We start from the raw sequence: 24,966 nt of genomic DNA on the forward strand, positions 1-24,966 counted from the left end.
GCCGCAGAGTTAACGCGCCCTTCACCGACTCGCCCTCCAAATCGGAGGACACGCCAGAATGGAGGACACGATGACCCAGCCCCTGCCCGACTTCGTTTCGGTCCGTCCCAGCCCCGAACGGCCGCTCTTCGGCCAGACCGTGCTGGTGGTCGAGGATTCCCGCTACGCGGGGGAAGCGCTGCGCCTCATGTGCCTGAAGAGTGGGGCGCGGGTGCGCCGGGCGGCTTCGCTGGGCGCGGCGCAGCGGCATCTGGCCACCTATCGCCCCTCGGTCGCGGTCGTCGATTTGGGCCTGCCCGACGGCTCGGGCGCACTGCTGCTGCGCGATCTGCACGCCGCCCGGCCCCGGGTGCACGCACTGCTGGCGACCTCCGGCGACCCCGAGCGGCGCGACGTGGCCCTGGCCGCCGGGGCCGACACGTTTCTCGAGAAGCCCTTCGGCAGCCTTGCCGCGTTCCAGCAGGCGGTCCTGTCGCACCTGCCGCCCGAGGCGCGGCCGAACGCCCCCCGTCCCGCGCCGCAGGCCGAGGTGCGGCCGGACGCCGACGCGCTGCACGACGACCTGTCCCATGCCGCCAATCTTCTGTCGGTCCGCGACACCCGAATGACCGGCTACACCGCAGCCTTCCTTGCCGGACTTGGTCGGTCGGCCCGGGATCCCGTGCTGACCGAGGCTGCCCGGCGGCTCGCCGACAGCGACGGGGACGAGGGGCGGAGGACGGCGCTTGCGGCTCTCGTCCGCGACCGGCTGTCGCGGCGCGATATCGCGAGCGCTGGAGGTTGACCCGAAGGCCCTGCGCCCATAATGCTGTTCGCCCATTGTTCCAGTTGAGCCACGGCGCAGGGGCCTACAATATGTCGGCTATGGATTCATCGCCCGTACAAGACCTCCGCGCCTTCCTGGGCGGTGACAGCTTCGGCTGCGTCATGGCAGACCCGCCGTGGCGCTTCGTCAACCGCACCGGAAAGGTGGCGCCCGAGCATAAGCGCCTGTCGCGTTACCCGACGCTGACGACCGACGACATCTGCGCCCTGCCAGTGGCCGAGCACATGCAGAACCGCGCGCATTGCTACCTGTGGGTGCCGAACGCCCTGCTGCCCGACGGGCTGCGGGTGATGCAGGCCTGGGGGTTCGAGTACAAGTCGAACATCGTCTGGCACAAGATCCGCAAGGACGGCGGCTCGGACGGGCGCGGCGTAGGCTTCTATTTCCGCAACGTGACCGAGCTTCTGCTGTTCGGCACCCGCGGCAAGAACGCCCGGACCGAGGCCGCGGGCCGGCGACAGGTCAACATGATCCAGACCCGCAAGCGCGAACACTCCCGCAAGCCGGACGAACAGTACGAGCTGATCGAAAGCTGCTCGTGGGGCCCATACCTCGAACTGTTCGGCCGCGGCGTGCGCGAGGGCTGGACCGTCTGGGGCAACCAGGCCGACGCCGATTACAAGCCCAGCTGGAAGACCTACGGCTACAACTCGGGCTCTGTCGCGGCCGAGTGAGCTAGAACAGAAGCCCGTCCTTCGGCTCGGCCGGCGGCGTATCGGTGATCGCCGCCGCCGGCAGCCCCACCAGCAACAGCGGGCACGGGTTGCCCACGCCCCGCTTCACGCGGTCCTCGAGCTTGGCCCAGTGCGTCGTCGCCTGCCCGAACTTGTCCGACACGAACTGGCGCGCGAAGGCGTCGGCGAAGGGCATGCCCCGCGCGACGGACTTCGCCACCTTTTCCCGTTGGCGTTGGGTGCGGTCCTTCATGCCGTGCGCCGTCACGTCTTTCTCGCCCGTGATCCCCTGCTCGGTCACGAAGTCGCGGACCAGGTCGAACAGCCCCGACTGCAACGCCGAGCCGCGCGTGACCACAATGCCCAGGCTGATGGCCGACTGCGCGTGAAGCCGCTGGAAGTTCTCGAGATCCCGGTCGAAGAACGGGTCCTTGTTATTCCACTCGATCTCGAGCGCGAGCGTCCCCTTCACCGCCCGCCGCACGTGATCGATCTCGTGACTCTGGGCCTGGCGCACCTTGCCGTCGATCTTGGTCTCGGTGCGGAACACGTGCTTGGTCCATCCCGCCTGCGTCAGCCGCCGGCGCAGGCGCTGGGTCGACGGCGCCTCGCCCCCGCCCGAGGCGATGAGTTCCCCCGCGCTCAGGCTGAACGCGGTCAGCGCCTCGGCCAGTTCGGCCACCTCGCGCGGGAAGTCCACCGACAGAATCGCCTCGGCGTGGTTCGACACCGCGATGTCGAACCCGCGCAGCCTCAGATCGTCGAGCATCGGGTCAGAGCAGCCCGTGTTTCTGGAACAGCGCCTTCAGGTCGGCCTCGGGCCGCGCACCGATGTGGCTGATCACCTCGCTTGCCGCGACGCAGCCCATGCGGCCGGCGATCTCGGGACCGTGCCCTTCGCTCAGCCCCCACAGGAACGCGCCAGCGAACAGGTCGCCCGCGCCGGTGGCGTCGTGCACCTTCGTTGGAACCGCCGGGACATGCACTCGCTCTCCCGCGGTGATGATGTGCGCGCCCTTCTCGCTTTCGGTACAGGCGACGAACTCCACCTCGGCCGCGGCGCGGCTCAGCGCCTCCTCGAAATCCCCGGTCTGGTACATCGACAGGATCTCGGCGCGGTTGGCGAACAGCAGGTCCACGTCCTCCGCAATCATCCGGCGGAAGGCGTCGCGGTGCCGCTCGACGCAGAACGGGTCGCTGAGCGTCAGCGATACCTTGCCGCCCGCTCCTTTCGCCGCCGCGATTGCCTTGGCGAAGGCGGCGTGGCTTTCGGGCCCGTCGAAGCGGTAGCCTTCCAGGTAAATCCACTCGGCCGCCGCCATCTGCGCCTCGTCGATGTCGCTTTCTTCGAGGAACTCGGTAACGCCGAGATACGTGCTCATCGACCGCTCTCCGTCGGGCGTGACCAGCACGATGCAGCGCCCGGTCTCGGCCACATGGTCCTTCGGCGCGAACGCCGTCTCATAGGTCGCGCCCTGTGCCCGCAGGTCGTGGGTGAAGATGGCGCCGAGTTGGTCGTCCTTCACCTTGCCCACGTAGGCCGTGCGCCCGCCCAGATGCGCGATGCCCGCGATGGAGTTGGCCGCGGAGCCGCCGCTGACCTCCTGTGCAGGACCGATCTTGCCGTAAAGGTCCACCGCGCGCTCCATGTCTATGAGCTGCATGATGCCCTTCTCGATGCCGGTGTCGGCCAGGAAGGCGTCGTCGCAATGGGCCAGGACGTCGACCATCGCGTTGCCGATGCCGACCACTTGGAATGTCTTCATGCCGTCTTGTCCTCGTATGCACAGAGATCGCGGATCAGGCAGGCCGGGCATTTCGGCTTGCGCGCGACACAAGTGTAGCGCCCGTGCAGGATCAGCCAGTGATGCGCGTGGCGCTGGTATTCCGCCGGGATGTTGTCCTCGATAGCGCGTTCGACCGCGTCCACGTCCTTGCCCGGCGCGATGCCGGTGCGGTTGGCGACGCGGAAGATGTGGGTGTCCACCGCCTGCGCCGGATGGCCCCACCACATGTTCAGCACGACGTTCGCCGTCTTCCGCCCCACGCCCGGCAGCGATTGCAGCGCCTTGCGCGACGACGGCACCTCGCCGCCGTATTCCTCGACCAGGATGCGCGACAGCTTGATGACGTTCTTCGCCTTGTTGCGGTAGAGGCCTATGGTCTTGATGTACTCGGTCAGCCCCTCCTCGCCCAGTTCCAGCATCTTCTCGGGCGTGTCGGCAACCTTGAACAGCGCCCGCGTGGCCTTGTTGACGCCGGCATCGGTCGCCTGCGCCGAGAGCGCCACGGCGACGACAAGCGTGAAGGCATTCGTATGCTCGAGTTCGCCCTTCGGCTCGGGCTCGGCGGCGTGGAACCGCTCGAAGATCTCGCGGACGGTGGAATAGGGAAGCTGCTTTGCCATCGGCAGCGGTATGCCCGCTGGGCTGCAAGCCGGCAAGGGTGGATGCGGAAGGAAAAGCGCCGTCCCCTCCGCCCATCCGCCCATCCGCCCGGGCCAGCGGGCCGGGCAGCGCGCGACCGCCCCCATGAGCGGGCTCTTCGCCGCCGCCCGGGGTCGTGCCCTGCCCTCACGACAGAGGCCCTGCGATCGCCGCTGTTCCCGCGCAAGGCCACTCCTCACGCGCGACGTCCAGCCTTTCCGCAAAATCCGGGTCGCGCCGCCGCGCGCCTTCACCTACCTCTGAGCGCAGGAGACAAGCCGATGACCCTGCACCAGCCCCCCACGACCGAACACACCTACCACTGGCGCCTCATGCGCCGCGCGATCGAGCGGATCGACAGCGACGACGGCCGCGACCTGACGCTCGAGGAAATCGCGGCCGAGATGAACCTCTCGCCCGCTCACTTCCAGCGGATCTTCAGCCGCTGGGCCGGCGTGTCGCCCAAGCGCTTCCAGCAATACCTCACGCTCGGCCACGCCAAACGGCTGCTGGATGCACGCTTCACGACACTCGACACCGCTGCCGAGGTCGGGCTGTCCGGCGGCGGCCGCCTGCACGACCTTTTCCTGCGGTGGGAAGCGATGAGCCCCGGCGAATTCGCCCGCAAGGGCGCGGGCCTCACCGTCCGCTACGGCTGGTTCGACGGCCCCTTCGGCCGGATGCTGGCCATGGCCACGGATCGTGGCCTCTGCGGCCTCGCCTTCGCCGAGGAAACCGGCGACGCCGCCGCCTACGCCGACATGACCGCGCGCTGGCCTGCCGCGACGTTCCTCGAAGACGCCACCGCCGTCAGGCCGCATGTCGAGGCCGCCGTGTCGGGCCGCGGCGAGACGACCCTGCACCTCATCGGCGCGCCGTTCCAGATCAAGGTGTGGGAGGCGCTGCTGTCCATTCCCACCGGCCACGTCACGACGTACGGCGAAATCGCCCGCGCTATCGGCAGCCCGAAGGCCGTGCGCGCCGTGGGCACCGCCGTGGGCCGCAACCCCGTCAGCTGGCTGATCCCCTGCCACCGCGCCCTGCGCAAAAGCGGCGGGCTGGGCGGCTATCACTGGGGCCTGCCGGTCAAACGCGCGCTGCTTGCGGCCGAGGCCGCGCAGACGAAACTGTGACGGCGACACCACGCCGAGACGACAATTTCCCCTGCACAAGCGCCGTTTATGGCGTATGACGGCGTTGGAGATGTGTCACAGAACAACGAGGACACGATGAGAACGACCAAGAAGACCCTGATCTGCGCCGTTGCCGCAACGCTCACCCTCGGCGCCTGCGCCGAGCAGAGCCGCTTCGGCCCCGGCGGGGACCTTCAGCGCACCGGACAGGGCGCACTGGCCGGCGCGCTGGCCGGCGGTGCCATCGGCGCACTGACCGAAGGTGAAAGCTCGGAGCGCCGCAACGCGGCCATCGGCGCGGTAATTGGCGCCGGCGTCGGCGCGGCGATCGGCAACCAGCTCGATCGGCAGGCGGCGGAACTGCGCGACGACTTTTCGTCGGGCGCCATCGACGTGGTCAATACGGGCGACCGCCTGATCGTGCGTATGCCGCAAGACATCCTGTTCGCCACCGACAGCGCCACCGTCGCACCGACGCTGCGGTCGGATCTCGGCGTGCTGGCGCAGAACCTGCAACGCTACCCGAACTCGGTGGTGCGCGTCGTGGGCCACACGGACAATACCGGCTCGGCCGCCTACAACCAGCAGCTCTCGGAGCGCCGGGCGCAGGCCGTGACGAACATTCTGGCCACCAACGGCGTGTCGGGCCGCCGCCTCGCGGCGATCGGCGCGGGCGAAAACGAACCGATCGCGTCGAACCTGACCGCCGAAGGCCGTCAGCTCAACCGCCGGGTCGAGATCATCATCGTCCCCACGCGCTGACCGCAACATAAAAAACGAGGAAGGCCGGGCACACGTCGCCCGGCCTTTTTTGTTGCCCCGGCAGAGGGGCCGGTCATATATCCGAACCAATCCAGACGGTGATGCGATGCCCTTCCAGAAGGTCCAGCCCGAGAAACTGTCGAACTCGGTCGTGCGGCAGATCGAGCTTTTGATTCTGCGCGGCGTCCTGCGGCCGGGAGAGCGCCTGCCGTCCGAGCGCGAGTTGTCCGAGAAGCTGGGCGTCTCGCGCCCCTCCCTGCGCGAGGCGGTGGCCGAGTTGCAGAACCGCGGCCTGCTGACCGCGCGCGCCGGCAGCGGCATCTTCGTGGCCGAGGTTCTGGGCTCGGCCTTCTCGCCCGCGCTGGCCCGGCTTTTCTCGACCCACGAGGAAGCGGTGTTCGACTACATCGCCTTCCGCCGCGACATGGAGGGGCTCGCGGTCGAGCGTGCGGCGCGGCTGGGATCGAATACCGACCTCAAGGTCGTCAACACGATCTGTGAGAAGATGGAGACCGCCCATGCAGGGCGGAACCCGGCGGACGAGGCGCGGCTCGACGCGCAGTTCCACCTCGCCATCGTCGAGGCGAGCCACAACGTCGTGATGCTGCACATGATGCGGTCGATGTTCGAGCTTCTGCGCGAGGGCGTTTTCTACAACCGCCAGGTCATGTTCCGCCAGCGGACGACGCGGGACATGCTGCTCGATCAGCACCGCGCCATCAACGACGCGCTACAGGCCCGCGACGCGCCGGGGGCGCGGGCGGCGGTGGAGGCGCACTTGAGCTATATCGAGCGCGCCCTGCTCGACCAGCAGCGCGCCGATCGCAACGAAGAGATTGCCCGCCAGCGCTTCCAGAACGAAATCGGACGCTGAGCCGGCGCTCCTCGCTCCCTGCCGGTCCCGCCCCGCGCGAAGAGGCCGGAGGCGGCCGATGAGCCCGTTACGCAAGAAAACGGCCCGCGCTGTCGCACGGGCCGTTCGATGTTTGCCGCTTGGCCGTCTGCTCAGTGCAGCTTGGCCTGCACCGTCTTGATCGAGTCGTCGATCAGCGCATTGGCCTTCTGCGCGCTCATCTGCTTGGCAATGACCTCGCCCGCCGCCGCGACGGCGATTTCGACCGCGCGGTCGCGCACCTGGCGCACGGCCGCTGCCTCGGCCGAGGCGATCTGATCCTCCGCCGCCTGCATCCGGCGGGCGATGGAGTCCTTGAGGTCGCGCTTGGCCTGCTCGGCCGCTTCCCGCGAATCCTCGCGGGCATTGGCGACGATGCGGTCAGCCTGTTCCTTCACCTCGGCCTGCTTGCGCTCGTACGAGGCCAGAAGCGTCTGGGCTTCCTCGCGCAGCTTGCGCGCCTCGTCGAGGTCCGAACGGATGCCCTCGGCCCGCTGGTCGAGCATGCCCATCAGACGCCCGGGCACCTTGAAATAGATCAGGATGCCGATGAAGACGAGGAAGGCCAGAAGCACCACGAAGTTCGTGTTGCCCAGCGAAAAGAACGGCCCGGTCGCGGCCAGCGCGGGGCTGGCGGTGGCCAGCGTCAGCGCGATGGTCAGAACTCTCATGCCGCACCTCTTTTCAGACGGGCGTCGACGGCCGCGTTTACGGTGGCCGCATCGGCGGCGCCGCCCAGGGCGGCGACGATGGCCTCGGCCGTGTCCTTCGCGACGATCTCGACGCTCTGCATGGCGCCTTCGCGGATCTCGGCGATGCGCTTCTCGGACTCCGCCGACCGTTCGGCGATTTCCGCGTCCGCGTCCGCGATGGCCTTGTCCAGATCGCCCTGGATTTCAGCCTTCGCCTCCGCCGCAATGCGCTGCGCCTCGGCGCGAGCATCGGCCAGCGCCTTGTCATACGCCTTCTCGGCCTCGGTCGCCTTAAGCTTCAGCTCTTCCGCGGCGGCCAGATCGTTGGTGATCGTCCCCTGCCGCTCGGCCAGAACCGCGGCGATGCGGGGCAGCGCGATGCGGGAAAGGATGTAGTAGATCGCGACCAGGGCAATCAGAAGCCAGAAGATCTGATTGGGGAAGGTCTCGACGTTGAGTTGCGGCATACCCGACGCGCTCTCGTGGGCGAGATCTTCGGTAGTCACAACCGTGATGTCTTGGGTTGCCATGTCGTCCCCCTGAAACCTCGGAAGAAACCGGGCGGGGTGAGGTTATCACCCGCGCCCGGTCATAAGGATCACAAGGAGGATCAGACGGCGAACATCAGCAGAAGCGCCACGAGGAACGAGAAGATCCCGAGCGCTTCGGCGAAGGCGATGCCGATGAACAGCGTCGCGGTCTGGCTGCCGGCGGCCGACGGGTTGCGCAGGGCGCCCGACAGGAAGTTCGCGGCCACGTTGCCCACCCCGAGGGCGGCGATGCCGGTGCCGAGGCCACCCAGGCCAGCGCCGATGAATTGACCCAGTTCAGCGATGTTGCCTTCCATAGAACTCTCTCCTTGCGATGGAATTGGCGGATTTGGTTGTCGTGACCGTCAGTGGCTCGGGTGGAGCGCATCCTTGAGGTAGATGCAGGTCAGGATCGTGAAGACGTAGGCCTGGATGAAGGCCACGAGAAGTTCGAGCGCGTAGATCGCGGTGATGGCGAGCACAGAAAGCGGCGCGACCCAGGCGACGACGGCGAAACCGGCGAACACCTTGATCACCGCGTGGCCGGCCATCAGGTTGCCGGCAAGACGGATGGAGTGGCTGACCGGACGCACGAAGTACGAAATCAGCTCGATCACGGCCAGGATGGGCCGCAGCGCCAGCGGGGCCGACGTCACCCAGAACAGGCCCAGGAATTTCTTTCCGTGCAGCACGAAGCCCAGGATCGTCACGCCGAAGAACACGGCCAGCGCCAGCACGGCCGTGACGGCGATGTGGCTGGTGACGGTGAAGGCGGCGGGGATCAGTCCCAGGAAGTTGGCGACCAGGATGAACATGAACAGCGTCATGATGTAGGGGAAGTACTTCAGCCCCTCCTTGCCGGTCACGTCCTCGACCATCTTGTGCACGAAGCCATAGGTCAGCTCGGCCAGAGACTGGTGACGCGACGGGATCACGGCGCGGCCGCGGGTACCCACGACCAGCAGCAGCACAACGCAGAGCACGCCGATCGCCATCCAGAGCGTCACGTTCGTCGGCGTGTACCAGTGCACCTCGCCGTCACCGAAGAGCGGCGAGACGATGAACTGGTCCATCGGGTGGATGTTAAAGCCGCCGGTTTCCGCTTCCGTCGCCACGTTTCAGTTCCTCTCGTCCCCGTCGGCGGGTTGATCCGCCTCATCATGCCCAAGCTGGACCGACTTCGCGGTGCGCAGCATCGTCTTAACGCCGGCCGCGAAGCCCAGCAGCACGAACAGCACAAGGAAAACGGGCAGCGTGCCGAACAGCACGTCGAGCCCGTACCCGATGCCAAGACCGATCATCAGACCGGCCGTCAGTTCGATCACCATCCGCCAGGCGAGTTCGCCGTGCGAGTAATGGCTCTCGGACCGGGGGGCCGGCTCCTGCGCTTTCTTGGCCTTGGCGATCCGCTCTTCGAGCGCACGCATGCGTGCCTTGTCTGGATCGTCGGCCATGTCACCGGGGCCCCTCGGAAGTCGGGCGGACACTAGAAACAGGACCCGCCCGAGTCAAGCGCGCTGCACCGCGGAAAAATCCGCGACAAGTGTCTGTTTTTGCTAGATTTCGTCTGGCGCTGAATTTGGACGTCGCCGCCTGCCCCTGCGTCCGGCGCGCCGATCCATATTCAACCTTCAGGTTGACCAACGGCCGGCGGCGCCCTTATATCCCGCCGATGCGCCCCAGCCTCGACACCGTTTTCGCCGCCCTCGCCGACCCGACGCGGCGCGCCATCCTGTCGATGCTGCTCGAGGACGACATGGCCGTAACCGACGTGGCCGATCCCTTCGACATGTCGCTTGCCGCGATCTCGAAGCACCTCGGCATCCTCGCCGCCGCCGGGCTGATCAGCCAGGAAAAGCGCGGCCGGGTGAAGTGGTGCAAGCTCGAGCCCGACGCCCTGCGCGAGGCATCGGTCTGGATGCAGGGCTTCGGCCAGTTCGAGCCGGTCCATCTGGACGCCTTCGAACGCTTCCTGGCACAGGAGCTGGACGCCCCCGCCGATCCCGCCGCCTGAGCTTCAGAGGAAGCTCAGGATGGCCAGGACGATGACGACAAGTCCGACGATATAGATGATCTGGTTCATTTCCGGCCTCCTCAACGTGCCGGAGATGAACCTTTCGCCGGCGCAGTCGGTTCCTGCCGCTGCCGTTCCGCACTGCTGCTCAGGCGGAACAGCAACACCAGCGCCAGGATGGTCAGCGCGATCCCGCCCAAGGCCCAGAGCCCCGGCAACGGCGCTCCCAGGGCGATCCCCCACAGGATCACCCAGGACGGCGTGAGATAGGTATAGGCCATGACGTTCGCCGCCCGCAGGCGCAGCGACGCGTATTGCAGCAGGAAGGAGGTCGCGCCCGTCGCGAAGATCGCGGTATAGCCGATCGTGATCCACACAATCGGCGGCAGCGCCATCCAATCGGTCGCCGCGATGTCGCCCCAGCCCCAGACCAGCAGCACCGCGCACGAGCCCAGCAGCGTGAAGAACGTGAAGCTCAGCGCCGGCTCGCCCCGATTCAGGATGCGCACCATGGGAATATAGAGAGCATGCGCCACGCAGCCCCAGAAATAGATGAACTCGCCCCGCCCGACCTCAAGCCGGACGAGCGCGCCCAGATCACCCTTGAAGATAACCCACAATGCCCCGGCCCCGCCCACGACCAGCGCCGCCGCCGTTCCGCGCGACGTGCCCTGCCGCAGAAGCGGCCAGGCGAAGAGCGCCGACATCGCGGGCGTCAGCGTGAACACCGCCGAGGCCGAGACGGGATCGGCTGTCTTCAGCCCCTCGAACATCATGACGAAGTACAGGCTGAACATCCCGCCCAGCACGACGTAGCGCCACGGCGCCCGCGCGTGCCACGCCTTGAGCCCCGAGGTCGAGCCGGCGATCACCCCCAGCAGGATCGAGGCCGCCGCGAAGCGCACCGCGTTCAGCGCCGTCGGAGCGATGTGGTTCGCCGCCATCGATCCCAGCACGAAAGAACCGGCGACGAAGGTCGAGAAGACCAGCATCGCGAGGTGCCCGCGGGCGTGATCGCTCACGTCGAGGGCCAGCTCTTCGCCGCCTCCTTCAGGTGCGTCAGGAACGCCTGCACCTTCGTGGTCCGGTGCAGGTCTACATGCGTCACGAGCCACAGCGGCGCCGCCCATTCCGGCCGCGGCGGCATGACCTGCACAAGGTCCGGGTGATCGTCCGCCTCGAGCGTCGAGACGAAGCCGATCCCCACATCCGCCAGCACCGCGTCGCGCAGCACCCGCTCGTCGGTGCCGCGGAAGGTCACGCAGGCCTCGGGCACGTTCGCCGTCAGCCAGCGATGGAACGGTGCGCGGTTGGACCGGTCGTCCTGCGCCACGAAATGGTGGCCGGTCAGGTCGTCGTCGCCCGAAGGCCGCCCGAACCGCTCGACATAGCGATGCGTGGCATAGAGGCCGAACTGCATCGTCACGAAGGGCTGGACAACGTTGTCGGGCTCTTCCGGCGCGGCGCCCGCGCGGATCGCGACGTGCGCCTCGCCGTATTCCAGCCGGAACACCCGCTCGTCGGTCAGGTATCGCACCAGCAGCCCGTCATGCGCCGCCTGGAAGTCCGCCAGCACCGGCGTCAGCCGCGGTGAGAGCGAAGCGAGCGAGGTGATCACCAGCTCGCCCGACACCGTCTCGCCCCGCCCGCGTATCCGGCCGACGAGCTGCGTGAACTGATCGTCCGTGGCCTGCGCCACCTGCAGCAGGTCCTGCCCCGCCTCGGTCGCCGTATAGCCGCGCGCGTGGCGCTGGAACAGCTTGACGCCCAGCATCGACTCGAGCGCGTCGATATGCCGGATCACGGTGGCATGGTGCACCCCCAGCGCATCCGCAGCGCCACTGACCGTGCCCAGCCGCGCCACGTGATACGCCGTTCGGATCTCGTCCCAGTTGCTGACGGCCATCGTCCTGCTCCGCTATAGGGCCTCCTTTCAACGGCACGCGGGAAAAGATTGCAAGCGCCCCGCGCCGTTGCAGACCCGCCGGCGGCTCCTCCGGCGCAATCCCGGCTTTGCCTAGCAGGAATGCACAACAAATACGTACCGCCCCGCACAGACTCCGATCCCCGGCCTTCCCGTATGATTTTCAACACCTTCTCTCTGTGCATCTGCGCACTAGGATGTAGCTCATCAGCGTCCTTTCCCCTGCCCCGGTCGAAGAGCATCTGTCTGCCACGACGGACGCACCGCCGTCCGCCGCAGATTTACCGGCCGCCTCGCGGCCCGAGACAAAGACAGAAAGGACACTGAGACATGCTCGGTAAAACGATCATCGCCGCCGCCACCCTCGGCCTCGCCGCTCCCGCTTTCGCCGACAACGCGCAACTCGCCCGCTCCCTCGGCGTGGAGCCTGAACAGTATACCGCGGCGGAACTCGTCCGCCTGAAATCGGCGCGCGCCGAGGACAACCGTTTCATCGTGAACTACGTTCTCGAACAAGCCGACGCCCCCTCGACACGCTCCGCCGCCGCACCGGCCTTCGCCCGCGCACTTGATCTGGACACGACAGATTACACGGCGGCCGAACTTCAGCTCATCCGCCGCGCGCTGGAAGAGAACGACGACTTCCGCCTGAAGAACCTTCTGGCCGGAGCCGGGGCCGACATATCCGCCGGAACGACCGCGGCGAAGCGCCAACTGGCCTATGATCTGGGCGTGGAGCCCTCGAACTACTCGGTCCGCGAACTCGCCGTGCTGCGTGCCAAACGCAACGCGCGCGAAGACGACTGAGATCGCGCCATACACATCATGCACAACGCGGGGCGCCATTAAGCGCCCCGCGTAAGCACTGCTTCGCGCGCTTGTCGCCGATGATGCCGCACAGGAGCGCGATCGTAGACCCGCCCAAGCCGTGTGGCCAGCAACTGGCGACAACCGCGCCAGCGCGGATCAAGCTGTCACGAAAGCAGAGATGAACGCCACACCGCCTTGGCCCTCGGCCAATCTCCGTGCGATGCGACTCAAACCAACACCTCAAACAAAAAAGGGCGCCTCTAAAGGCGCCCTTTTTCTACATCGGAAACTGAAGAATCACTCATCAACGACCGTAGTGGTCGTCGTGGTCGTGCCGTCATCGTCGTCACCGGCGATCGCTGCGACCACACCAGCCGTTGCAAGAGCACCACCGGCGATGAGCCACGGGCTGATCGCGCCCGCGCCGACCGGCACGACGGCGGTCGGCCGCACGACGTCCGCCTCTTCCGTGGCACCAGCAAGACCGCCGGCGAACGCCTGCGAGGACGCGAGGATGCCGGCCGCGAGAATCGTAGTGAATTTCATCATCTAACTCCTGTTGCGTTTTGCCCCAGCATTTCCACGAATGCCGGCTCATTCAAGCGAATATTGCACGCACGGGCTCGCATTAACTCTTTTGCAACATCCGCGTCTACAGTGCGTCGCACTAAACCCTAGGGCGGTGCTGCCTTCGTGTCACGCCCTTCTCTGCAAGCCACTTGACGCCGCGCCGGTTCCCGCCTATCCCCCCACGCAACTCCGGAAGCCGCCAGACTTCCGGTCCCTTGGCCTGTGGCCGGGATCGCCTCCTACCAGCGCGTTGCGCCCGTAGGAGCGCTTGGCGTTTGAGCGGGGCGTTCCTACGTTCGCCCCAAAGTGCAACGGTGGAAGGAGCCGAGACGCGATGTTCGAGAACCTGTCAGACCGCCTCTCCGGCGTCTTCGACCGCCTGACCAAGCAGGGCGCGCTCAGCGAAGACGACGTCAAGACCGCCCTGCGCGAAGTCCGCGTCGCCCTGCTCGAGGCCGACGTATCGCTTCCGGTGGCGCGCAACTTCGTCAAGGCGGTGCAGGACAAGGCCACCGGCCAGGCCGTCACGAAGTCGGTCACGCCGGGCCAGCAGGTCGTCAAGATCGTGCACGACGAACTTGTCAACGTCCTCTCGGGCGAAGGCGAGCCGGGCGCGCTCAAGATCGACAACGCCCCCGCCCCGATCCTGATGGTCGGCCTGCAGGGTTCGGGCAAGACGACGACGACCGCCAAGCTCGCCAAGAGGCTCAAGGATACGCAGAACAAGCGCATCCTGATGGCCTCGCTCGACACCAACCGCCCCGCCGCGATGGAGCAGCTGGCGATCCTCGGCCAGCAGATCGGCGTCGACACCCTGCCCATCGTCAAGGGCGAGGACCCGGTCACCATCGCCAGGCGCGCCAAGACCCAGGCCAGCTTGGGCGGCTACGACGTCTACATGCTCGACACCGCGGGTCGGCTGCACATCGACGAGGAGCTGATCGCCCAGGCCGCCGCCGTGCGCGACGCCGTCTCCCCGCGCGAAACGCTGCTGGTCGTCGATGGCCTGACCGGCCAGGACGCGGTCAACGTGGCCGAGGAGTTCGACGGCAAGATCGGCGTCTCGGGGGTGGTCCTCACCCGGATGGACGGCGACGGCCGCGGCGGCGCCGCGCTGTCGATGCGCGCGGTCACCGGCAAGCCCATCAAGTTCGTCGGCCTGGGCGAGAAGATGGACGCGATCGAGGAATTCCACCCCGAGCGCATCGCCGGCCGCATCCTCGGCATGGGTGACATCGTCTCGCTCGTGGAAAAGGCCCAGCAGACGCTCGAGGCCGAACAGGCCGAGCGCATGATGAAGCGCATGAGCAAGGGTCAGTTCAACATGAACGACCTGCGCATGCAGCTCGAGCAGATGATGAAGATGGGCGGCATGGAAGGGCTCATGGGCATGATGCCCGGCATGGGCAAGATGCAGAAGCAGATGACCGAGGCCGGCTTCGACGACTCGATCATCCGCCGCCAGATCGCCCTCATCAACTCGATGACCAAGAAGGAACGCGCCAACCCGCAGGTGCTCCAGGCGTCGCGCAAGAAGCGCATCGCCGCCGGCGCGGGGCTCGAGGTGTCCGAACTCAACAAGCTTCTCAAGATGCACCGCCAGATGGGCGACATGATGAAGAAGCTCGGCAAGAAGGGCGGCCGCGGCATGCTCAAGCAGGCCATGGGCGGGCTCTTCGGCAAGGGCGGCCCCAGCCAGGCCGAGATCGAGGCGGCGCAGGCGCAGATGGCCTCGGGCAAGATGCCCGCAGGCTTCCCCGGCATGGGCGGCGGCGCAGGCCTGCCCCCCGGTCTCTCGGGCTTCGGCAAGAAGCGGTGAGGCGGGTGTTTTCCTCTTGCTCCAAATACTCCCGCCGGAGGCGATCCGACGCCTCGACCCGCGGCATCGGTTGCCCCGGCGCGATCACGCGCCACTGGATGCATGCACGACGCGCGGCAGCGCGTCCGATGGATCACGTCCCCGCCGCGGAGATCGCGGCATGAGCGCACCCACCATCGAAACCGCCCGCCTGCGCCTGCGTCCCCACGTCGCCGAGGATTTCGAGCCCTTCGCCGCACTCTTCGCGACCGACCGCGCGCGCCACATGGGCGGGCCGCTGTCGCGCCGCGACGCGTGGTTCCGCTTCGGGGCCGATGTCGGCCAGTGGGAGATCCTGGGCTTCGGCGCCTGGGCGGTCGAGCGGCAGGAGGACGGCGCGCTCGTCGGGCAGGTCGGCCTCAACCGCCCCCCGCACTTCCCCGAGCGCGAACTCGGCTGGCTCCTGTTCGAGGGGCATGAAGGCCACGGCTTTGCCGCCGAGGCGGCGACCGCCGCGCGCGCCTTCGCCTTCCGCGATCTCGGCTTCGAGACGCTGGTCAGCTACATCGACCCCGACAATGGCAGGTCGCTCGCGCTTGCCGAACGCCTCGGCGCGCGGCCCGACCCGGATGCCGCGCGGCCCGACGCCGGCGACGTCGTCTACCGCCATCCCCGGCCGGAGCACGTGTGATGGAAAACGTACATCCTCGCGCCGGGAACGTACGGAATGCACAATCGGAGCCGCCAATGTCCGACGCCACCGCCCGCGCCGCCGCGCTTCTGAAAGAGCATCGAGAGAGCATTGACCGCCTCGACGCGATTCTCGTCTACACCCTCGGCGAGCGCTTCAAGCACACCCAGGCGGTGGGCCGGCTCAAGGCCGAGCACGACCTTCCTCCCGCCGATCCCGCCCGCGAAGAGGCCCAGATCGCGCGGCTCGAAGATCTGGCGAACGCCGCCGATCTCGATCCCGAGTTCGCCAAGAAGTTCCTCGCCTTCATCATCGCCGAAGTCATCCGGCACCACGAGGCACACCAGTCGTAAGGCGCACCCGCGCCCCAACGCGCCATTTCAAAGGAGTAACGCAAATGGCCATGAAAATCCGTCTTGCCCGCGGCGGCTCGAAGAAGCGTCCGCACTACTCGATCGTCGCCTCCGACTCGCGGATGCCCCGCGACGGTCGCTTCCTCGAGAAGCTGGGCACCTACAACCCGCTCCTGGCCAAGGACGACGAGCGCCGGGTCATCATGAACCTCGAGCGCGTGCAGTACTGGCTCGCCCAGGGCGCGCAGCCGACCGACCGCGTGGCCCGCTTCCTCGAGAACGCCGGCATCCGTGAAAAGGCCGAGCGCAACAACCCCAAGAAGGCCCAGCCGGGCAAGGCCGCGCAGGAGCGCGCACAGGCGAAGGCCGACAAGGCCGCCGCTGCTGCCGAGACCCCGGCCGAGGAAGGCGCGGAGTAATCCGCCCCTTTTCCGGGTACATGACCGGCGGGGCCCCGCGCCCCGCCGCCAAGGGCGGGAGCAGGCATGGCTGAAGACAAGGTCTGCGTCGGTGCCATCGCGGGCGCCTTCGGGGTCAAGGGCGAGGTGCGGCTGAAAAGTTTCTGCGCCGAGGCCGAGGCCATCGCCGGATACGGTCCGCTGACCACCCAGGACGGCGCGCGCAGCTTCGACGTCCGCCTGACCGGGCAGGCCAGCAACGGCCTGCTCGCCCGCCTGTCGGGCGTGCGGACCAAGGAAGACGCCGACGCCCTGCGGGGCGTGCGGCTCTTCGCCCCGCGCGACCGGCTGCCCTCGCTTCCCGACGACGAATTCTATCATGCCGACCTTATCGGCCTCGCCGTCCACGATACCGGCGGGACCGAGCTGGGCCGCGTGACCGCGGTGCTAAACCACGGCGCCTCCGACCTGCTCGAGGTCCGACGTTCGGGCCAGAGCCGCACCGTCCTTCTTCCTTTCACGCGCGAAGCGGTGCCGACGGTCGACCTGTCGCAGGGTCGCATCGTGGCCGATCCGCCCGAGGGATTGTTCGAGTGAGCGCCCGCAAGCAACAGGAACAACAGGTTTCCTGGACCGTTCCCTGTCCAGACGAAAGGGACAGTGAAAGGTCAATCCATGCTCGAACTCATTCTCATCCTGCTCGTGGTCGCCGCGGTCGCGGCGCTGCTGGGCTTCGGCCGCATCTCCGGCGCCGCGCTGACCGGCGCCAAGATCCTGATCGGCATCGTGCTGGTGCTCTTCCTGCTTGTGCTGCTGGGGATCATCGCGATCGCCTAGGACCGGTCCGCGCTCGATACGACCGCCCGGGCCAGCGGCCCGGGCAGCGCCCGCCCCGCTTTCCACGGGGCGGGCGCTGCGCGCTGCCCTCCGGCCCAAGCGGCTGCCCCGTCGGAGAAGGCGCATGACCACCCCCACCCGCTCTCACGGCCGGCTCTCCATCCGCGCCACGGCTCGGCCGCGCGAGTTGATGACCGACACGCCGCACCTCGCCGGCGCCTGGCAGGCCCGCGTCATCACGCTGTTTCCCGACCTCTTCCCCGGCGTCCTCGGCGCCTCGCTCACCGGCAAGGCGCTGCAGGACGGCCTGTGGCGGCTCGAAACCATCGACCTGCGCCCCTACGGCGTGGGCAAGCACCGCAACGTCGATGACACGCCCGCCGGCGGCGGTGCCGGGATGGTGCTGCGCCCCGACGTCGTCGGCCGCGCCATCGCCCATGCACAGCAGGACACGCCCGCCGACCGCGCCCGCTGGCCGGTCGTCTACCTCTCGCCCCGCGGCCGGCCCTTCGACCAGCGCATGGCCGAACGCTTCAGCCGCACCGACGGGATCACCCTGCTCTGCGGCCGGTTCGAGGGCGTGGACGAGCGCGTGATCGACCATTACGGCATCGAGGAGGTCAGCCTTGGCGACTTCGTCCTCACCGGCGGCGAGATCGCCGCGCAGGCCTTGCTTGACGCCACCGTCCGACTTATACCGCGCGTGCTCGGGAATCAGGCGTCGACCGAGGAGGAATCGTTCTCCGAAGGTTTGCTCGAACACCCGCAGTACACACGGCCCACCGTCTGGGAAGGCCGCGAGATACCCGAAGTTCTCCTCTCCGGGCATCACGCGAAGATCGCCGACTGGCGGAGGGCCGAAGCCGAAAGGCTGACCAAGGAACGACGTCCTGACCTCTGGCGGGCATGCCGTGCGGCGCACGGCATGGACCCGGAAGGAGACCAAGAGCTCTGAGGACGCGCCCAAACTTCGCGGGAAAACCGTGAGCGACATAAAGGAGCGGATCAGATGAACCTGATCGCACAACTGGAAGCCGAGCAGATCGCCGAGCTCGGCAAGGATATTCCGGACTTCAAGGCGGGTGACACCATCCGCGTCGGCTACAAGGTGACGGAAGGCACGCGCACCCGCGTGCAGAACTACGAAGGCGTCTGCATCAGCCGCAAGCACGGCGAAGGCATCGCCGGCACGTTCACCGTCCGCAAGATTTCCTTCGGCGAGGGCGTGGAGCGTATCTTCCCGCTCTACTCGACCAACATCGACTCGATCACCGTGGTGCGCCGCGGCAAGGTCCGTCGCGCCAAGCTCTACTACCTGCGCTCGCGCCGCGGAAAGTCGGCCCGGATCGCCGAGCAGACGAACTACAAGCCGAAGAACACCGGCGCCGCCGCCGAAGCCTGAAAGGACGCGCGATGAAAAAGGACACCCACCCCGACTACCACCTCATCGACGTCAAGCTGACCAACGGCGACGTCGTGCAGATGAAATCGACCTGGGGCAGCGAAGGCGACCAGATCGCGCTCGACATCGACCCCTCGGTGCACCCGGCCTGGACCGGCGGCACGTCGCGCCTGATGGACACCGGCGGCCGCGTCTCGCGCTTCAAGAAGAAGTACGAAGGCCTCGGCTTCTGAGCCACCCGGATACGAGATCGGAAAGCGGGTCCTTCGGGGCCCGCTTTTCTTTTGCACGGACGGAATACCCGCCCCGCACAATCTTCGGTCCTGAAATATCCTCGGGGGTGAATGACCCGCAGGGTCAGAGGGGGCGGACAGCCCCCTACCCCGCCCGCCGCACACGACGCAGGGTGTGGCGCAGGCGACCCACAGCGCACGCAAGATGTCGTTGATCCCGCCGTTGCCCGGCGGCGTGCCTTCCAATACATCTTGCTCCGCCGTAGCGTGTCGGCGGAAAACCGCGCGCGGCGCGAACCCCAGCCAATCGCAAAGCAGGAACACGAAAGTGGCCCACATCATCGTCGTCGGGAACGAAAAGGGTGGCTCCGGCAAGTCCACCACCTCGATGCACGTAGCCACCGCGTTGGTGCGCATGGGGCACCGCGTGGGCGCGCTGGACCTCGATCTCAGGCAGAAAAGCTTCGGTCGCTACGTCGAGAACCGCCTGGCCTTCTGTGCCGGGCAAGGGCTCGATCTGCCCTGCCCCGACTACCGCGAACTCCCCGAGGTCGACCAGGCGACGCTGGCCGAGGGCGAGAACCCGCACGACCGCCGCATCTCGGCCGCCGTGGCCGAGCTCGAGGAAAGCAGCGACTTCATCCTGATCGACTGCCCCGGCTCGCACACGCGGCTCAGCCAGGTAGCCCACAGCCTTGCCGACACGCTGATCACGCCGCTCAACGACAGCTTCGTGGATTTCGACCTGCTGGCGCGGGTGGACGGGCGGACGAACCGCATCCTCGGTCCGTCGGTCTATTCCGAGATGGTGTGGAACGCGCGCCAGTTGCGTGCGCAGGCCGGGCTCAAGCCCATCGACTGGATCGTGGTGCGCAACCGGCTGGGCGCGCAGCAGATGCACAACAAGAAGAAGATGGGGGATGCGCTGACGAACCTGGCCAAGCGCATCGGCTTCCGCGTCGCGCCGGGCTTCTCGGAACGCGTGATCTTCCGCGAACTGTTTCCGCGCGGCCTGACCCTGCTGGACCTCAAGGATGTCGGCGTGGGCAACCTGAACATGTCGAACATCGCGGCCCGGCAAGAGCTGCGGGACCTCGTGCGCGAGCTCGACCTGCCCGGCGTCAAGATCGACTTCTGAGGCGCGGCACTCCGTGCGCCCACGGTCGGCGCCGGATTGGCGGCAAGACGGTCGACCGCAGCACGCTTTCCACGACCTTCTGAAGCTTTGGTAAACGCTCCGACCGCCTCGCCGGCGATCAGCGGGCGCTGCGCTCGACGCTCAGGCGCACGGGGCGCGGCACCGGCAGGTGGCGGCGGCGGCCACGAGCCACCGATGGGCGCAGGCGCGGGTCCTCGGGCCCCGGCAAGGGCGGGAAGCGGTCGCGCGCCTTGGCGCTTTCGGTCAGCGGCTGGAAGTACGGGACAGCGAACATCTGCGGCATGATCTGCCTGTCATCCTCCTGCGCCGCCTCGCGCCGTCTGCTCCACCAGGTGCCGCCCAGTCCCGCCAGCAGGCAGAGCGCGGCGAGCCAGAACAGCACGACGCGTGCGCCCGTCCGGACCGGTTCGGCCAACGCGGCGGCGCGTGATCCCACCCATGGCGTCACCGCCACCGGCGATGGGACGAGGTCCAGCGCGCGGTCCGAAAGCGCCGCACGCACCGCTTCGCCCAATCCCGCCGGAGCCCCCAGCGTGCCATTCAGCTCGACCAGCGGCCCGCGCTTTCCAACGCCGCGCACGTCGGTCAGGTAGCGCGGCCAGAGAACGGTACCGTTGTCCGGCTCCGCGTCCGGGAAGACCGCGAAGCCCAGCGCCGGGCCGGCCTCGGCCCCAGCGGGCAGCAGCGGGAAGGCGACCGCCGGGCGCTGCGACAGCGGCCCGCCATGGGTCACCCGCGCCGGCGCCGTCAAGTCCGCCTGTGCCAGCAGCGTAACCTCGCCCGCCAGCCCCGTGTGCCGCTCGGCGTCGAACGACTCGAGCGGAACGGTGGCCGGCGGCGACAGGCGCAGTGCGATAAGACGCTCGGCGGTCTTCTGGTTATCCAAATAGACGATCACCAGCGCCGCCAGAAGCAACGCGATCGAGGTCGCGTAGAACATGTTCGGGAAGGCACGGGACAGTATTTTGGCAGCTCGCCCGATCATCGCCGGCTCCGGAAGTGACGCACAGGCAGGATGTCGCAGAACATATGGGCAGCAGTAAGGCGCGGGCGGAGAATTTTGCGCCTTTCGGATGGGTGATGTGCGCCGTGCGCACCGGGGCCCGACCGCCGCGCGGCCAAAGAATGCGGCGACACTTTGGCATCTGCGGCGCACATCCCATACTTGTATGCCTGCCCATTGGATAACCCATGGGTTACCGTTGGGTCAGGCGGTGTCGAGGCGGATCAGGTGGTTGTCCCAGGCACGCCCGGCCCGGCTGGCGAGCGGGCTGAGGCGGTCGGACACTTCCACCAGCGCCCCCAGTCCGTCCGAGGCCAGGAAGCCACCGGGCGCCGGGGCCAGGCCGCAGACGTCCCTGCGCCGCACGGTGCCGAGGAACGCGCCGTCGGGCGCGAAGCGGTGCAGCCGCCCGCCGCGGGGCGAGGTGATGGCGACGCTCTGTCCGTCGCCCGCGAAGGCGACGCTGCCGGCATAGCCTTGCATCGCGATCTGCTCGGCCAGGTCCGCCTCGGCGAGCTTTGCCGCAGCGCCGCGCCTGTGCAGGCCCAGGAGCGGCACACCGTCGGACGGAGCGCCCTGCCACTGCGTTGCGAACGCCACCAGTCCGTCCGGCCGCACGGCCAGATGGCGGATCGAGTTCTTGTGGAGGTCCCGCTCCAGCTCGACCTTGTCGAGCAGCGCGCCCTCGGCGTCGAGGTAGACCAGGCTCGGGCGCATCGTGTCGAGGTTCAGCTTCTCGCGCCCTTTATCGGGATGCGTGCGGATGCCGCCATTGGCGACCACCAGCACGTCGCCCGGCAGCACCTTGATGTCGTGCGGGCCGGTGCCGTGGCTCGCGATCTCGCCGATCCGCCGATACCCGGCCGAGCGGGACCACAGGCCGATGCGGCCGTCGCCGGTCCCGAAGTCGTTCTCGGTCGTGCACAGCGTTTCGCCGCCGTCGATGAAGGCGCCGTGGCCGTAGAAGTGCCGCCCCTCCGGCGCCTCAAGCCGGTGGCGCACCTGGCCGGTGGCGCAGTCGATAACCAGCGCGAAGGTGCCGGGGCGGCGGGCGAAGGCCACGGCCTCGGGCGCGTCCGGATGCGCGGCGGCGGCATGGCCCCGGTCGGGCAGCGGGATGCGGAACAGGTCGTCGCCCGTGGCCGACAGGCCGAAGAGCGCAAAGGCGCCGTCCGCCTCGCGCGCGGCGCCAAGGTAGGCGGGCGCGCCGGCGTCGGCCCAGCTGAGCCGGGGAATGGCGGCGGCGGCGAGGGCCGAGGCGAGGAATCCGCGTCGCGTGGTCATGGCTCAGTCTCCGTCGGTGGCGTTGAAGCCCGCCGAAACGCCCAGCGTAACGCCGATCTCGTTGGCGACGGCGTGTTGGATCGCCTCGATCCGCTGCTGGAGGATCTCGGCCTCGAACCGGCCCTGCACCTGCGCCACATCGGCCAGTACGGGGTCGAGTTCGGCTGCCAGTTCGAGCGCGGCGGCGAATGCGGCCTCGGTGTCCGGGGTCGGACCGGTGGCGAGGGCGCGGGCAAGGTCGCGCAGCGCCTCGAGCGACAGTTCGACGTTGTGCAGCGACCGACCAGCGCGGCGGGCTTCTGCCCGCTCGGGGCGCGGGCGGTCGAAGGTCCCCATGGGCCGGCCGAGGCGCTGGTCCTTCGTGAATTCGAGCCCCGTGGTCAACGCTGTGTAAAGCGCCTGCGCGGCCTCTTTATCCGTCAGAAAGGTATCGTTGCCGGGCTTCCCCGCCGTGCGAAGCGTGGCGGCGAAATCCTCGCGCCACTCGGTGTCGATGTCCTCGGCCATGCGGTGCAGGTCGCGGGCGATGGCGGTGGCGAGCGCGCAGGCATAGTCGTCCGCCCCATAGCCCGACACCGCGTCGTCGTAGAGCAGCCGTTCCAGCGCGAAGAGCCCGCGCCCGGCGACCGAGACCTCGGCGAACGCCTCCGGCGACTCCACCACCGGGTCGGCGTCGGCCAGAAGCCCCGCGACGGTGCGCTGCACCATGCCGCGCGTGTCGGGCCAGAAACCGATGGCGAGCGCGCGGCCGTCTTCCTCGAGCGGGCCGAGGCGCAGGTGGCTGATGCCCATCCAGGCGTCAAAGGCGTCCTGGTAGGCGGAGCGGAGGGTCTCGGCCCGGCAATCGGCCTGCGCGGTGCGGGCCAGGTCTTCCGTCGCCGCCTCGAACGCGGCGGTGGCGGGCAGGATGTGGTCGTCGATGGCCTCCTCCACCCCGGCGAAAGCGGGACTGGCGGCGAAGATCAAGGCGGCGGCGAGGTGGCGCATCACAGGCTCTCCAGGAAACGGATCAGGGCGTCGCGGTCGGGCTTCGGCATCCCGACGACGCGATCGCGGGCCTCCTGCGCCTCGCCCCCGTGCCAGAGCACGGCTTCGAGGAGCGAGCGCGCGCGACCGTCGTGCAGGAAGTATGTGTGGCCGTTCACCTGCTCGGTCAGGCCGATCCCCCAGAGCGGCGCGGTGCGCCATTCGCGCCCCGTGGCGCGGCCCTCGGGGCGGTGGTCGGCCAGCCCCTCGCCCATGTCGTGCAACAGCATGTCCGTGTACGGCCAGATCAGCTGGAAGCTCTGCTCGGGTTGATCTTCCAGCCGGTGAGTGACGAACTTCGGCGTGTGGCAGGACGCGCAGCCGGTGTCGTAGAAGACCTGCTTGCCGCGCAGCACCTCGCGGTCTTCGATGTCGCGCCGGGCGGGCACGCCGAGGTTGCGGGAATAGAAGGTGACGAGGTCCAGCCCTTCGGCATCGATCTCCTGGCCGCGCACCTCGTCGTCGCCGTGGGGGGCCGAGAGGCAGCCGGCCTGCGCGTCGGTGCAATCGCCGCCGGGCGCTGTGAAGATCGGGTTCGAGATGCCGATATCGCCCGCGAAGGCGCTGGCGGATTGCTCGCGGATGGTCGGCGCGCCGGCCTTCCAGCCGAAGCGGCCGAGCATCGGGCGGTCGTGCTCGAACGACCAGACGATCTGCGCCTTGCCCGAGATGCCGTCGCCGTCCGCGTCGTCGGGGTCGGCGTGGGCGAGGATGTCGGCGGCGGGCACGGCTTCCAGCAGACCCAACCCGATCATCGGCGGAGCGACGCGGGGGGACAGCATCGTGTCGGGGTGAAGCGGGCCGTACCCCTGGTTTTCAACGGTGTAGGTCGGTTCGCGCAGCGTGGCGGTCTCGCCGTCCGACAATTCGACCTCGACCTCTTCGTAGGTGACGCCCAGCTTGCCCTCGGCGGCGTGGCCCTGCACGGCGAAGTCCTGAAGCTGGCCGCCATACGTCGGCTCGGGTCGCGTGCGGGGCGTGGCGTCCTCGATGGAAAGCAGGAACGCTTCGATCTCGCTCATCTCCTGGTCCGGCGCGGCGGGAACCGAAAGACGCAGGAACATCGAGGTGGCGTCGTCGTCGGGCCCCTCGGGCGGATGGCCGCGCCCGTCCTTGAGGTGACAGCGCTGGCACGAGCGCGCGTTGTAAAGCGGGCCCAGCCCGTCGGACGCGCGGGTCGAGGACGGGGACGACACCCAGAGCTTCCTGAACAGCCCGTTGCCGACCTTGAAGTCCAGCTCGCGCTCGAACGGGATGTTTCCGGACGGCAGGGAGAAGGCGTCGGCATCGCTGCGCGCGCGCACGGTGGCGGCGCCGGCGGGGTTGGCCTCGAACGGCTCGGCTGCGGTTAAGTCGCTGGCGGGCTGCACGATCCTGGCGATGCGCGCGGACTCTTCCGCGGTGCGCGGGATCACGTCCAGGTGCGGCGCGGCCAGGTCGTCGGTGGGTGCGGCGAGGGCCGCGCCGCCCGCCAGGACCGTGGCGAGGAAAAGCAGCTTCGGTCCGCGTGTCATGTCGTCCTCGGGAAT

32 protein-coding genes are annotated in these 24,966 nt (G+C 68.2%); 17 read left to right on the forward strand and 15 right to left on the reverse strand.

Annotated features, from left to right (window positions below; translation table 11 throughout):
• Positions 1 to 58 precede the first annotated feature (58 nt).
• Positions 59 to 784 (forward strand): response regulator, encoded by a 726-nt coding sequence (locus tag BM162_RS15315; protein ID WP_245759282.1) that lies wholly within the window; start codon positions 59 to 61, stop codon positions 782 to 784.
• A gap of 80 nt (positions 785 to 864) precedes the next feature.
• Complete coding sequence (locus tag BM162_RS15320; RefSeq protein ID WP_093423806.1) at positions 865 to 1,500, forward strand: MT-A70 family methyltransferase; 636 nt, start codon at positions 865 to 867, stop codon at positions 1,498 to 1,500.
• 1 nt (position 1,501) lies between these two features.
• Here BM162_RS15320 and BM162_RS15325 read toward each other — a convergent pair whose 3' ends face one another.
• The 3 genes from BM162_RS15325 to nth are packed head-to-tail and all read right to left on the reverse strand — an operon-like array spanning position 1,502 to position 3,907.
• The gene (locus BM162_RS15325) at positions 1,502 to 2,269 is read right to left on the reverse strand and encodes a BglII/BstYI family type II restriction endonuclease (RefSeq protein ID WP_093423809.1); all 768 of its coding nucleotides are present in this window, start codon (positions 2,267 to 2,269) and stop codon (positions 1,502 to 1,504) included.
• Positions 2,270 to 2,273: 4 nt separating this feature from the next.
• Positions 2,274 to 3,266 carry an adenosine kinase gene (locus tag BM162_RS15330; RefSeq protein WP_093423811.1) on the reverse strand — a complete coding sequence of 331 codons (993 nt, stop codon included), beginning with the start codon at positions 3,264 to 3,266 and terminating at the stop codon, positions 2,274 to 2,276.
• Positions 3,263 to 3,907 (reverse strand): endonuclease III, encoded by a 645-nt coding sequence (nth, locus tag BM162_RS15335; protein ID WP_093423814.1) that lies wholly within the window; start codon positions 3,905 to 3,907, stop codon positions 3,263 to 3,265. Before nth ends, BM162_RS15330 begins: the two co-directional genes overlap by 4 nt.
• 300 nt (positions 3,908 to 4,207) lie before the next feature.
• Between nth and BM162_RS15340 the strand changes: the two genes are divergently transcribed.
• From BM162_RS15340 to BM162_RS15350, 3 genes are all read left to right on the forward strand, one after another.
• A complete protein-coding gene (locus BM162_RS15340; RefSeq protein ID WP_093423816.1) occupies positions 4,208 to 5,059 on the forward strand; it encodes a methylated-DNA--[protein]-cysteine S-methyltransferase in 852 nt (283 codons plus the stop codon).
• 96 nt (positions 5,060 to 5,155) lie between these two features.
• On the forward strand, positions 5,156 to 5,821 hold the full coding sequence (locus BM162_RS15345; protein WP_093423937.1) for a YiaD family glycine zipper/OmpA-like lipoprotein: 666 nt from the start codon (positions 5,156 to 5,158) through the stop codon (positions 5,819 to 5,821).
• Between the two features lie 106 nt (positions 5,822 to 5,927).
• Positions 5,928 to 6,695: a FadR/GntR family transcriptional regulator gene (locus BM162_RS15350; RefSeq protein ID WP_093423819.1), complete on the forward strand. Its 768-nt coding sequence runs from the start codon at positions 5,928 to 5,930 to the stop codon at positions 6,693 to 6,695.
• A 131-nt stretch (positions 6,696 to 6,826) separates the two neighbouring features.
• On the opposite strand, the gene BM162_RS15355 is transcribed toward BM162_RS15350, so the two are convergent.
• The 5 genes from BM162_RS15355 to BM162_RS15375 form a co-directional block, all read right to left on the reverse strand.
• Positions 6,827 to 7,384 (reverse strand): F0F1 ATP synthase subunit B, encoded by a 558-nt coding sequence (locus BM162_RS15355; protein WP_093423821.1) that lies wholly within the window; start codon positions 7,382 to 7,384, stop codon positions 6,827 to 6,829.
• A complete protein-coding gene (locus tag BM162_RS15360) occupies positions 7,381 to 7,935 on the reverse strand; it encodes a F0F1 ATP synthase subunit B' (RefSeq protein ID WP_093423824.1) in 555 nt (184 codons plus the stop codon). The genes BM162_RS15355 and BM162_RS15360 overlap by 4 nt, the downstream gene beginning before the upstream one ends.
• A gap of 80 nt (positions 7,936 to 8,015) precedes the next feature.
• Positions 8,016 to 8,252, reverse strand: coding sequence for a F0F1 ATP synthase subunit C (locus BM162_RS15365; RefSeq protein WP_093423826.1), 237 nt, complete (start codon positions 8,250 to 8,252; stop codon positions 8,016 to 8,018).
• A gap of 48 nt (positions 8,253 to 8,300) precedes the next feature.
• Positions 8,301 to 9,008, reverse strand: a complete 708-nt coding sequence (locus tag BM162_RS15370; RefSeq protein ID WP_093423939.1) for a F0F1 ATP synthase subunit A — start codon at positions 9,006 to 9,008, stop codon at positions 8,301 to 8,303.
• A 45-nt stretch (positions 9,009 to 9,053) separates the two neighbouring features.
• Positions 9,054 to 9,389, reverse strand: coding sequence for an AtpZ/AtpI family protein (locus BM162_RS15375; protein WP_093423829.1), 336 nt, complete (start codon positions 9,387 to 9,389; stop codon positions 9,054 to 9,056).
• Between the two features lie 218 nt (positions 9,390 to 9,607).
• Here BM162_RS15375 and BM162_RS15380 point away from each other — a divergent pair, with 218 nt between their 5' ends.
• Positions 9,608 to 9,949 carry an ArsR/SmtB family transcription factor gene (locus tag BM162_RS15380; protein ID WP_093423831.1) on the forward strand — a complete coding sequence of 114 codons (342 nt, stop codon included), beginning with the start codon at positions 9,608 to 9,610 and terminating at the stop codon, positions 9,947 to 9,949.
• Positions 9,950 to 10,029: 80 nt separating this feature from the next.
• On the opposite strand, the gene BM162_RS15385 is transcribed toward BM162_RS15380, so the two are convergent.
• Entirely contained in the window at positions 10,030 to 10,971 is a 942-nt protein-coding gene (locus BM162_RS15385) for a DMT family transporter (protein ID WP_245759283.1), read from the reverse strand.
• On the reverse strand, positions 10,968 to 11,855 hold the full coding sequence (locus BM162_RS15390) for a LysR family transcriptional regulator (RefSeq protein WP_093423836.1): 888 nt from the start codon (positions 11,853 to 11,855) through the stop codon (positions 10,968 to 10,970). Before BM162_RS15390 ends, BM162_RS15385 begins: the two co-directional genes overlap by 4 nt.
• Before the next feature lie 348 nt (positions 11,856 to 12,203).
• On the opposite strand from BM162_RS15390, the gene BM162_RS15395 reads away from it, so the two are divergent.
• Positions 12,204 to 12,680 (forward strand): hypothetical protein, encoded by a 477-nt coding sequence (locus BM162_RS15395; protein WP_093423840.1) that lies wholly within the window; start codon positions 12,204 to 12,206, stop codon positions 12,678 to 12,680.
• Between the two features lie 300 nt (positions 12,681 to 12,980).
• Here the strand turns inward: BM162_RS15395 and BM162_RS15400 are convergent, their stop codons facing one another.
• The gene (locus BM162_RS15400; RefSeq protein ID WP_143096166.1) at positions 12,981 to 13,229 is read right to left on the reverse strand and encodes a hypothetical protein; all 249 of its coding nucleotides are present in this window, start codon (positions 13,227 to 13,229) and stop codon (positions 12,981 to 12,983) included.
• Between the two features lie 358 nt (positions 13,230 to 13,587).
• Between BM162_RS15400 and ffh the strand changes: the two genes are divergently transcribed.
• From ffh to BM162_RS15450, 10 genes are all read left to right on the forward strand, one after another.
• A complete protein-coding gene (ffh, locus tag BM162_RS15405) occupies positions 13,588 to 15,072 on the forward strand; it encodes a signal recognition particle protein (RefSeq protein ID WP_093423845.1) in 1,485 nt (494 codons plus the stop codon).
• Positions 15,073 to 15,232: 160 nt separating this feature from the next.
• Complete coding sequence (locus BM162_RS15410) at positions 15,233 to 15,742, forward strand: GNAT family N-acetyltransferase (protein ID WP_093423848.1); 510 nt, start codon at positions 15,233 to 15,235, stop codon at positions 15,740 to 15,742.
• A gap of 56 nt (positions 15,743 to 15,798) precedes the next feature.
• Positions 15,799 to 16,095, forward strand: coding sequence for a chorismate mutase (locus BM162_RS15415; protein ID WP_093423850.1), 297 nt, complete (start codon positions 15,799 to 15,801; stop codon positions 16,093 to 16,095).
• A gap of 44 nt (positions 16,096 to 16,139) precedes the next feature.
• A complete protein-coding gene (rpsP, locus tag BM162_RS15420; protein ID WP_093423853.1) occupies positions 16,140 to 16,514 on the forward strand; it encodes a 30S ribosomal protein S16 in 375 nt (124 codons plus the stop codon).
• Positions 16,515 to 16,580: 66 nt separating this feature from the next.
• Positions 16,581 to 17,090 carry a ribosome maturation factor RimM gene (gene rimM / locus BM162_RS15425; protein WP_093423855.1) on the forward strand — a complete coding sequence of 170 codons (510 nt, stop codon included), beginning with the start codon at positions 16,581 to 16,583 and terminating at the stop codon, positions 17,088 to 17,090.
• Positions 17,091 to 17,168: 78 nt separating this feature from the next.
• Entirely contained in the window at positions 17,169 to 17,330 is a 162-nt protein-coding gene (locus tag BM162_RS15430) for a DUF1328 family protein (RefSeq protein ID WP_093423858.1), read from the forward strand.
• Between the two features lie 124 nt (positions 17,331 to 17,454).
• Positions 17,455 to 18,285, forward strand: coding sequence for a tRNA (guanosine(37)-N1)-methyltransferase TrmD (gene trmD / locus BM162_RS15435; RefSeq protein WP_093423860.1), 831 nt, complete (start codon positions 17,455 to 17,457; stop codon positions 18,283 to 18,285).
• A 54-nt stretch (positions 18,286 to 18,339) separates the two neighbouring features.
• A complete protein-coding gene (rplS, locus tag BM162_RS15440; protein WP_093423863.1) occupies positions 18,340 to 18,732 on the forward strand; it encodes a 50S ribosomal protein L19 in 393 nt (130 codons plus the stop codon).
• A gap of 11 nt (positions 18,733 to 18,743) precedes the next feature.
• Positions 18,744 to 18,965 (forward strand): 50S ribosomal protein L31, encoded by a 222-nt coding sequence (gene rpmE, locus BM162_RS15445; RefSeq protein ID WP_093423866.1) that lies wholly within the window; start codon positions 18,744 to 18,746, stop codon positions 18,963 to 18,965.
• A gap of 328 nt (positions 18,966 to 19,293) precedes the next feature.
• Entirely contained in the window at positions 19,294 to 20,103 is an 810-nt protein-coding gene (locus tag BM162_RS15450; protein WP_093423868.1) for a division plane positioning ATPase MipZ, read from the forward strand.
• A 118-nt stretch (positions 20,104 to 20,221) separates the two neighbouring features.
• Here BM162_RS15450 and BM162_RS15455 read toward each other — a convergent pair whose 3' ends face one another.
• The 4 genes from BM162_RS15455 to BM162_RS15470 all read right to left on the reverse strand — a co-directional run bounded on the left by BM162_RS15455 (position 20,222) and on the right by BM162_RS15470 (position 24,951).
• Positions 20,222 to 21,109, reverse strand: coding sequence for a hypothetical protein (locus tag BM162_RS15455; RefSeq protein ID WP_093423871.1), 888 nt, complete (start codon positions 21,107 to 21,109; stop codon positions 20,222 to 20,224).
• A 222-nt stretch (positions 21,110 to 21,331) separates the two neighbouring features.
• Positions 21,332 to 22,411: a DUF1513 domain-containing protein gene (locus BM162_RS15460; protein WP_093423874.1), complete on the reverse strand. Its 1,080-nt coding sequence runs from the start codon at positions 22,409 to 22,411 to the stop codon at positions 21,332 to 21,334.
• Positions 22,412 to 22,414: 3 nt separating this feature from the next.
• Positions 22,415 to 23,398 carry an imelysin family protein gene (locus tag BM162_RS15465; RefSeq protein WP_093423877.1) on the reverse strand — a complete coding sequence of 328 codons (984 nt, stop codon included), beginning with the start codon at positions 23,396 to 23,398 and terminating at the stop codon, positions 22,415 to 22,417.
• Positions 23,398 to 24,951, reverse strand: coding sequence for a di-heme oxidoreductase family protein (locus BM162_RS15470; RefSeq protein WP_177215180.1), 1,554 nt, complete (start codon positions 24,949 to 24,951; stop codon positions 23,398 to 23,400). The genes BM162_RS15465 and BM162_RS15470 overlap by 1 nt, the downstream gene beginning before the upstream one ends.
• Positions 24,952 to 24,966: the final 15 nt, after the last annotated feature.

Source organism: Tranquillimonas alkanivorans (assembly GCF_900115595.1).
Lineage (GTDB): Bacteria > Pseudomonadota > Alphaproteobacteria > Rhodobacterales > Rhodobacteraceae > Tranquillimonas > Tranquillimonas alkanivorans.

Bases quoted from the DNA above. Each gene is read 5' to 3' on its own strand.
- BM162_RS15315 (WP_245759282.1), top strand. From the start codon at position 59: ATGGAGGACACGATGACCCAGCCCCTGCCCGACTTCGTTTCGGTCCGT.
- BM162_RS15320 (WP_093423806.1), top strand. From the start codon at position 865: ATGGATTCATCGCCCGTACAAGACCTCCGCGCCTTCCTGGGCGGTGAC.
- BM162_RS15325 (WP_093423809.1), bottom strand. From the start codon at position 2,269: ATGCTCGACGATCTGAGGCTGCGCGGGTTCGACATCGCGGTGTCGAAC.
- BM162_RS15330 (WP_093423811.1), bottom strand. From the start codon at position 3,266: ATGAAGACATTCCAAGTGGTCGGCATCGGCAACGCGATGGTCGACGTC.
- nth (WP_093423814.1), bottom strand. From the start codon at position 3,907: ATGGCAAAGCAGCTTCCCTATTCCACCGTCCGCGAGATCTTCGAGCGG.
- BM162_RS15340 (WP_093423816.1), top strand. From the start codon at position 4,208: ATGACCCTGCACCAGCCCCCCACGACCGAACACACCTACCACTGGCGC.
- BM162_RS15345 (WP_093423937.1), top strand. From the start codon at position 5,156: ATGAGAACGACCAAGAAGACCCTGATCTGCGCCGTTGCCGCAACGCTC.
- BM162_RS15350 (WP_093423819.1), top strand. From the start codon at position 5,928: ATGCCCTTCCAGAAGGTCCAGCCCGAGAAACTGTCGAACTCGGTCGTG.
- BM162_RS15355 (WP_093423821.1), bottom strand. From the start codon at position 7,384: ATGAGAGTTCTGACCATCGCGCTGACGCTGGCCACCGCCAGCCCCGCG.
- BM162_RS15360 (WP_093423824.1), bottom strand. From the start codon at position 7,935: ATGGCAACCCAAGACATCACGGTTGTGACTACCGAAGATCTCGCCCAC.
- BM162_RS15365 (WP_093423826.1), bottom strand. From the start codon at position 8,252: ATGGAAGGCAACATCGCTGAACTGGGTCAATTCATCGGCGCTGGCCTG.
- BM162_RS15370 (WP_093423939.1), bottom strand. From the start codon at position 9,008: ATGGACCAGTTCATCGTCTCGCCGCTCTTCGGTGACGGCGAGGTGCAC.
- BM162_RS15375 (WP_093423829.1), bottom strand. From the start codon at position 9,389: ATGGCCGACGATCCAGACAAGGCACGCATGCGTGCGCTCGAAGAGCGG.
- BM162_RS15380 (WP_093423831.1), top strand. From the start codon at position 9,608: ATGCGCCCCAGCCTCGACACCGTTTTCGCCGCCCTCGCCGACCCGACG.
- BM162_RS15390 (WP_093423836.1), bottom strand. From the start codon at position 11,855: ATGGCCGTCAGCAACTGGGACGAGATCCGAACGGCGTATCACGTGGCG.
- BM162_RS15395 (WP_093423840.1), top strand. From the start codon at position 12,204: ATGCTCGGTAAAACGATCATCGCCGCCGCCACCCTCGGCCTCGCCGCT.
- BM162_RS15400 (WP_143096166.1), bottom strand. From the start codon at position 13,229: ATGAAATTCACTACGATTCTCGCGGCCGGCATCCTCGCGTCCTCGCAG.
- ffh (WP_093423845.1), top strand. From the start codon at position 13,588: ATGTTCGAGAACCTGTCAGACCGCCTCTCCGGCGTCTTCGACCGCCTG.
- BM162_RS15410 (WP_093423848.1), top strand. From the start codon at position 15,233: ATGAGCGCACCCACCATCGAAACCGCCCGCCTGCGCCTGCGTCCCCAC.
- BM162_RS15415 (WP_093423850.1), top strand. From the start codon at position 15,799: ATGTCCGACGCCACCGCCCGCGCCGCCGCGCTTCTGAAAGAGCATCGA.
- rpsP (WP_093423853.1), top strand. From the start codon at position 16,140: ATGGCCATGAAAATCCGTCTTGCCCGCGGCGGCTCGAAGAAGCGTCCG.
- rimM (WP_093423855.1), top strand. From the start codon at position 16,581: ATGGCTGAAGACAAGGTCTGCGTCGGTGCCATCGCGGGCGCCTTCGGG.
- BM162_RS15430 (WP_093423858.1), top strand. From the start codon at position 17,169: ATGCTCGAACTCATTCTCATCCTGCTCGTGGTCGCCGCGGTCGCGGCG.
- trmD (WP_093423860.1), top strand. From the start codon at position 17,455: ATGACCACCCCCACCCGCTCTCACGGCCGGCTCTCCATCCGCGCCACG.
- rplS (WP_093423863.1), top strand. From the start codon at position 18,340: ATGAACCTGATCGCACAACTGGAAGCCGAGCAGATCGCCGAGCTCGGC.
- rpmE (WP_093423866.1), top strand. From the start codon at position 18,744: ATGAAAAAGGACACCCACCCCGACTACCACCTCATCGACGTCAAGCTG.
- BM162_RS15455 (WP_093423871.1), bottom strand. From the start codon at position 21,109: ATGATCGGGCGAGCTGCCAAAATACTGTCCCGTGCCTTCCCGAACATG.
- BM162_RS15460 (WP_093423874.1), bottom strand. From the start codon at position 22,411: ATGACCACGCGACGCGGATTCCTCGCCTCGGCCCTCGCCGCCGCCGCC.
- BM162_RS15465 (WP_093423877.1), bottom strand. From the start codon at position 23,398: ATGCGCCACCTCGCCGCCGCCTTGATCTTCGCCGCCAGTCCCGCTTTC.
- BM162_RS15470 (WP_177215180.1), bottom strand. From the start codon at position 24,951: ATGACACGCGGACCGAAGCTGCTTTTCCTCGCCACGGTCCTGGCGGGC.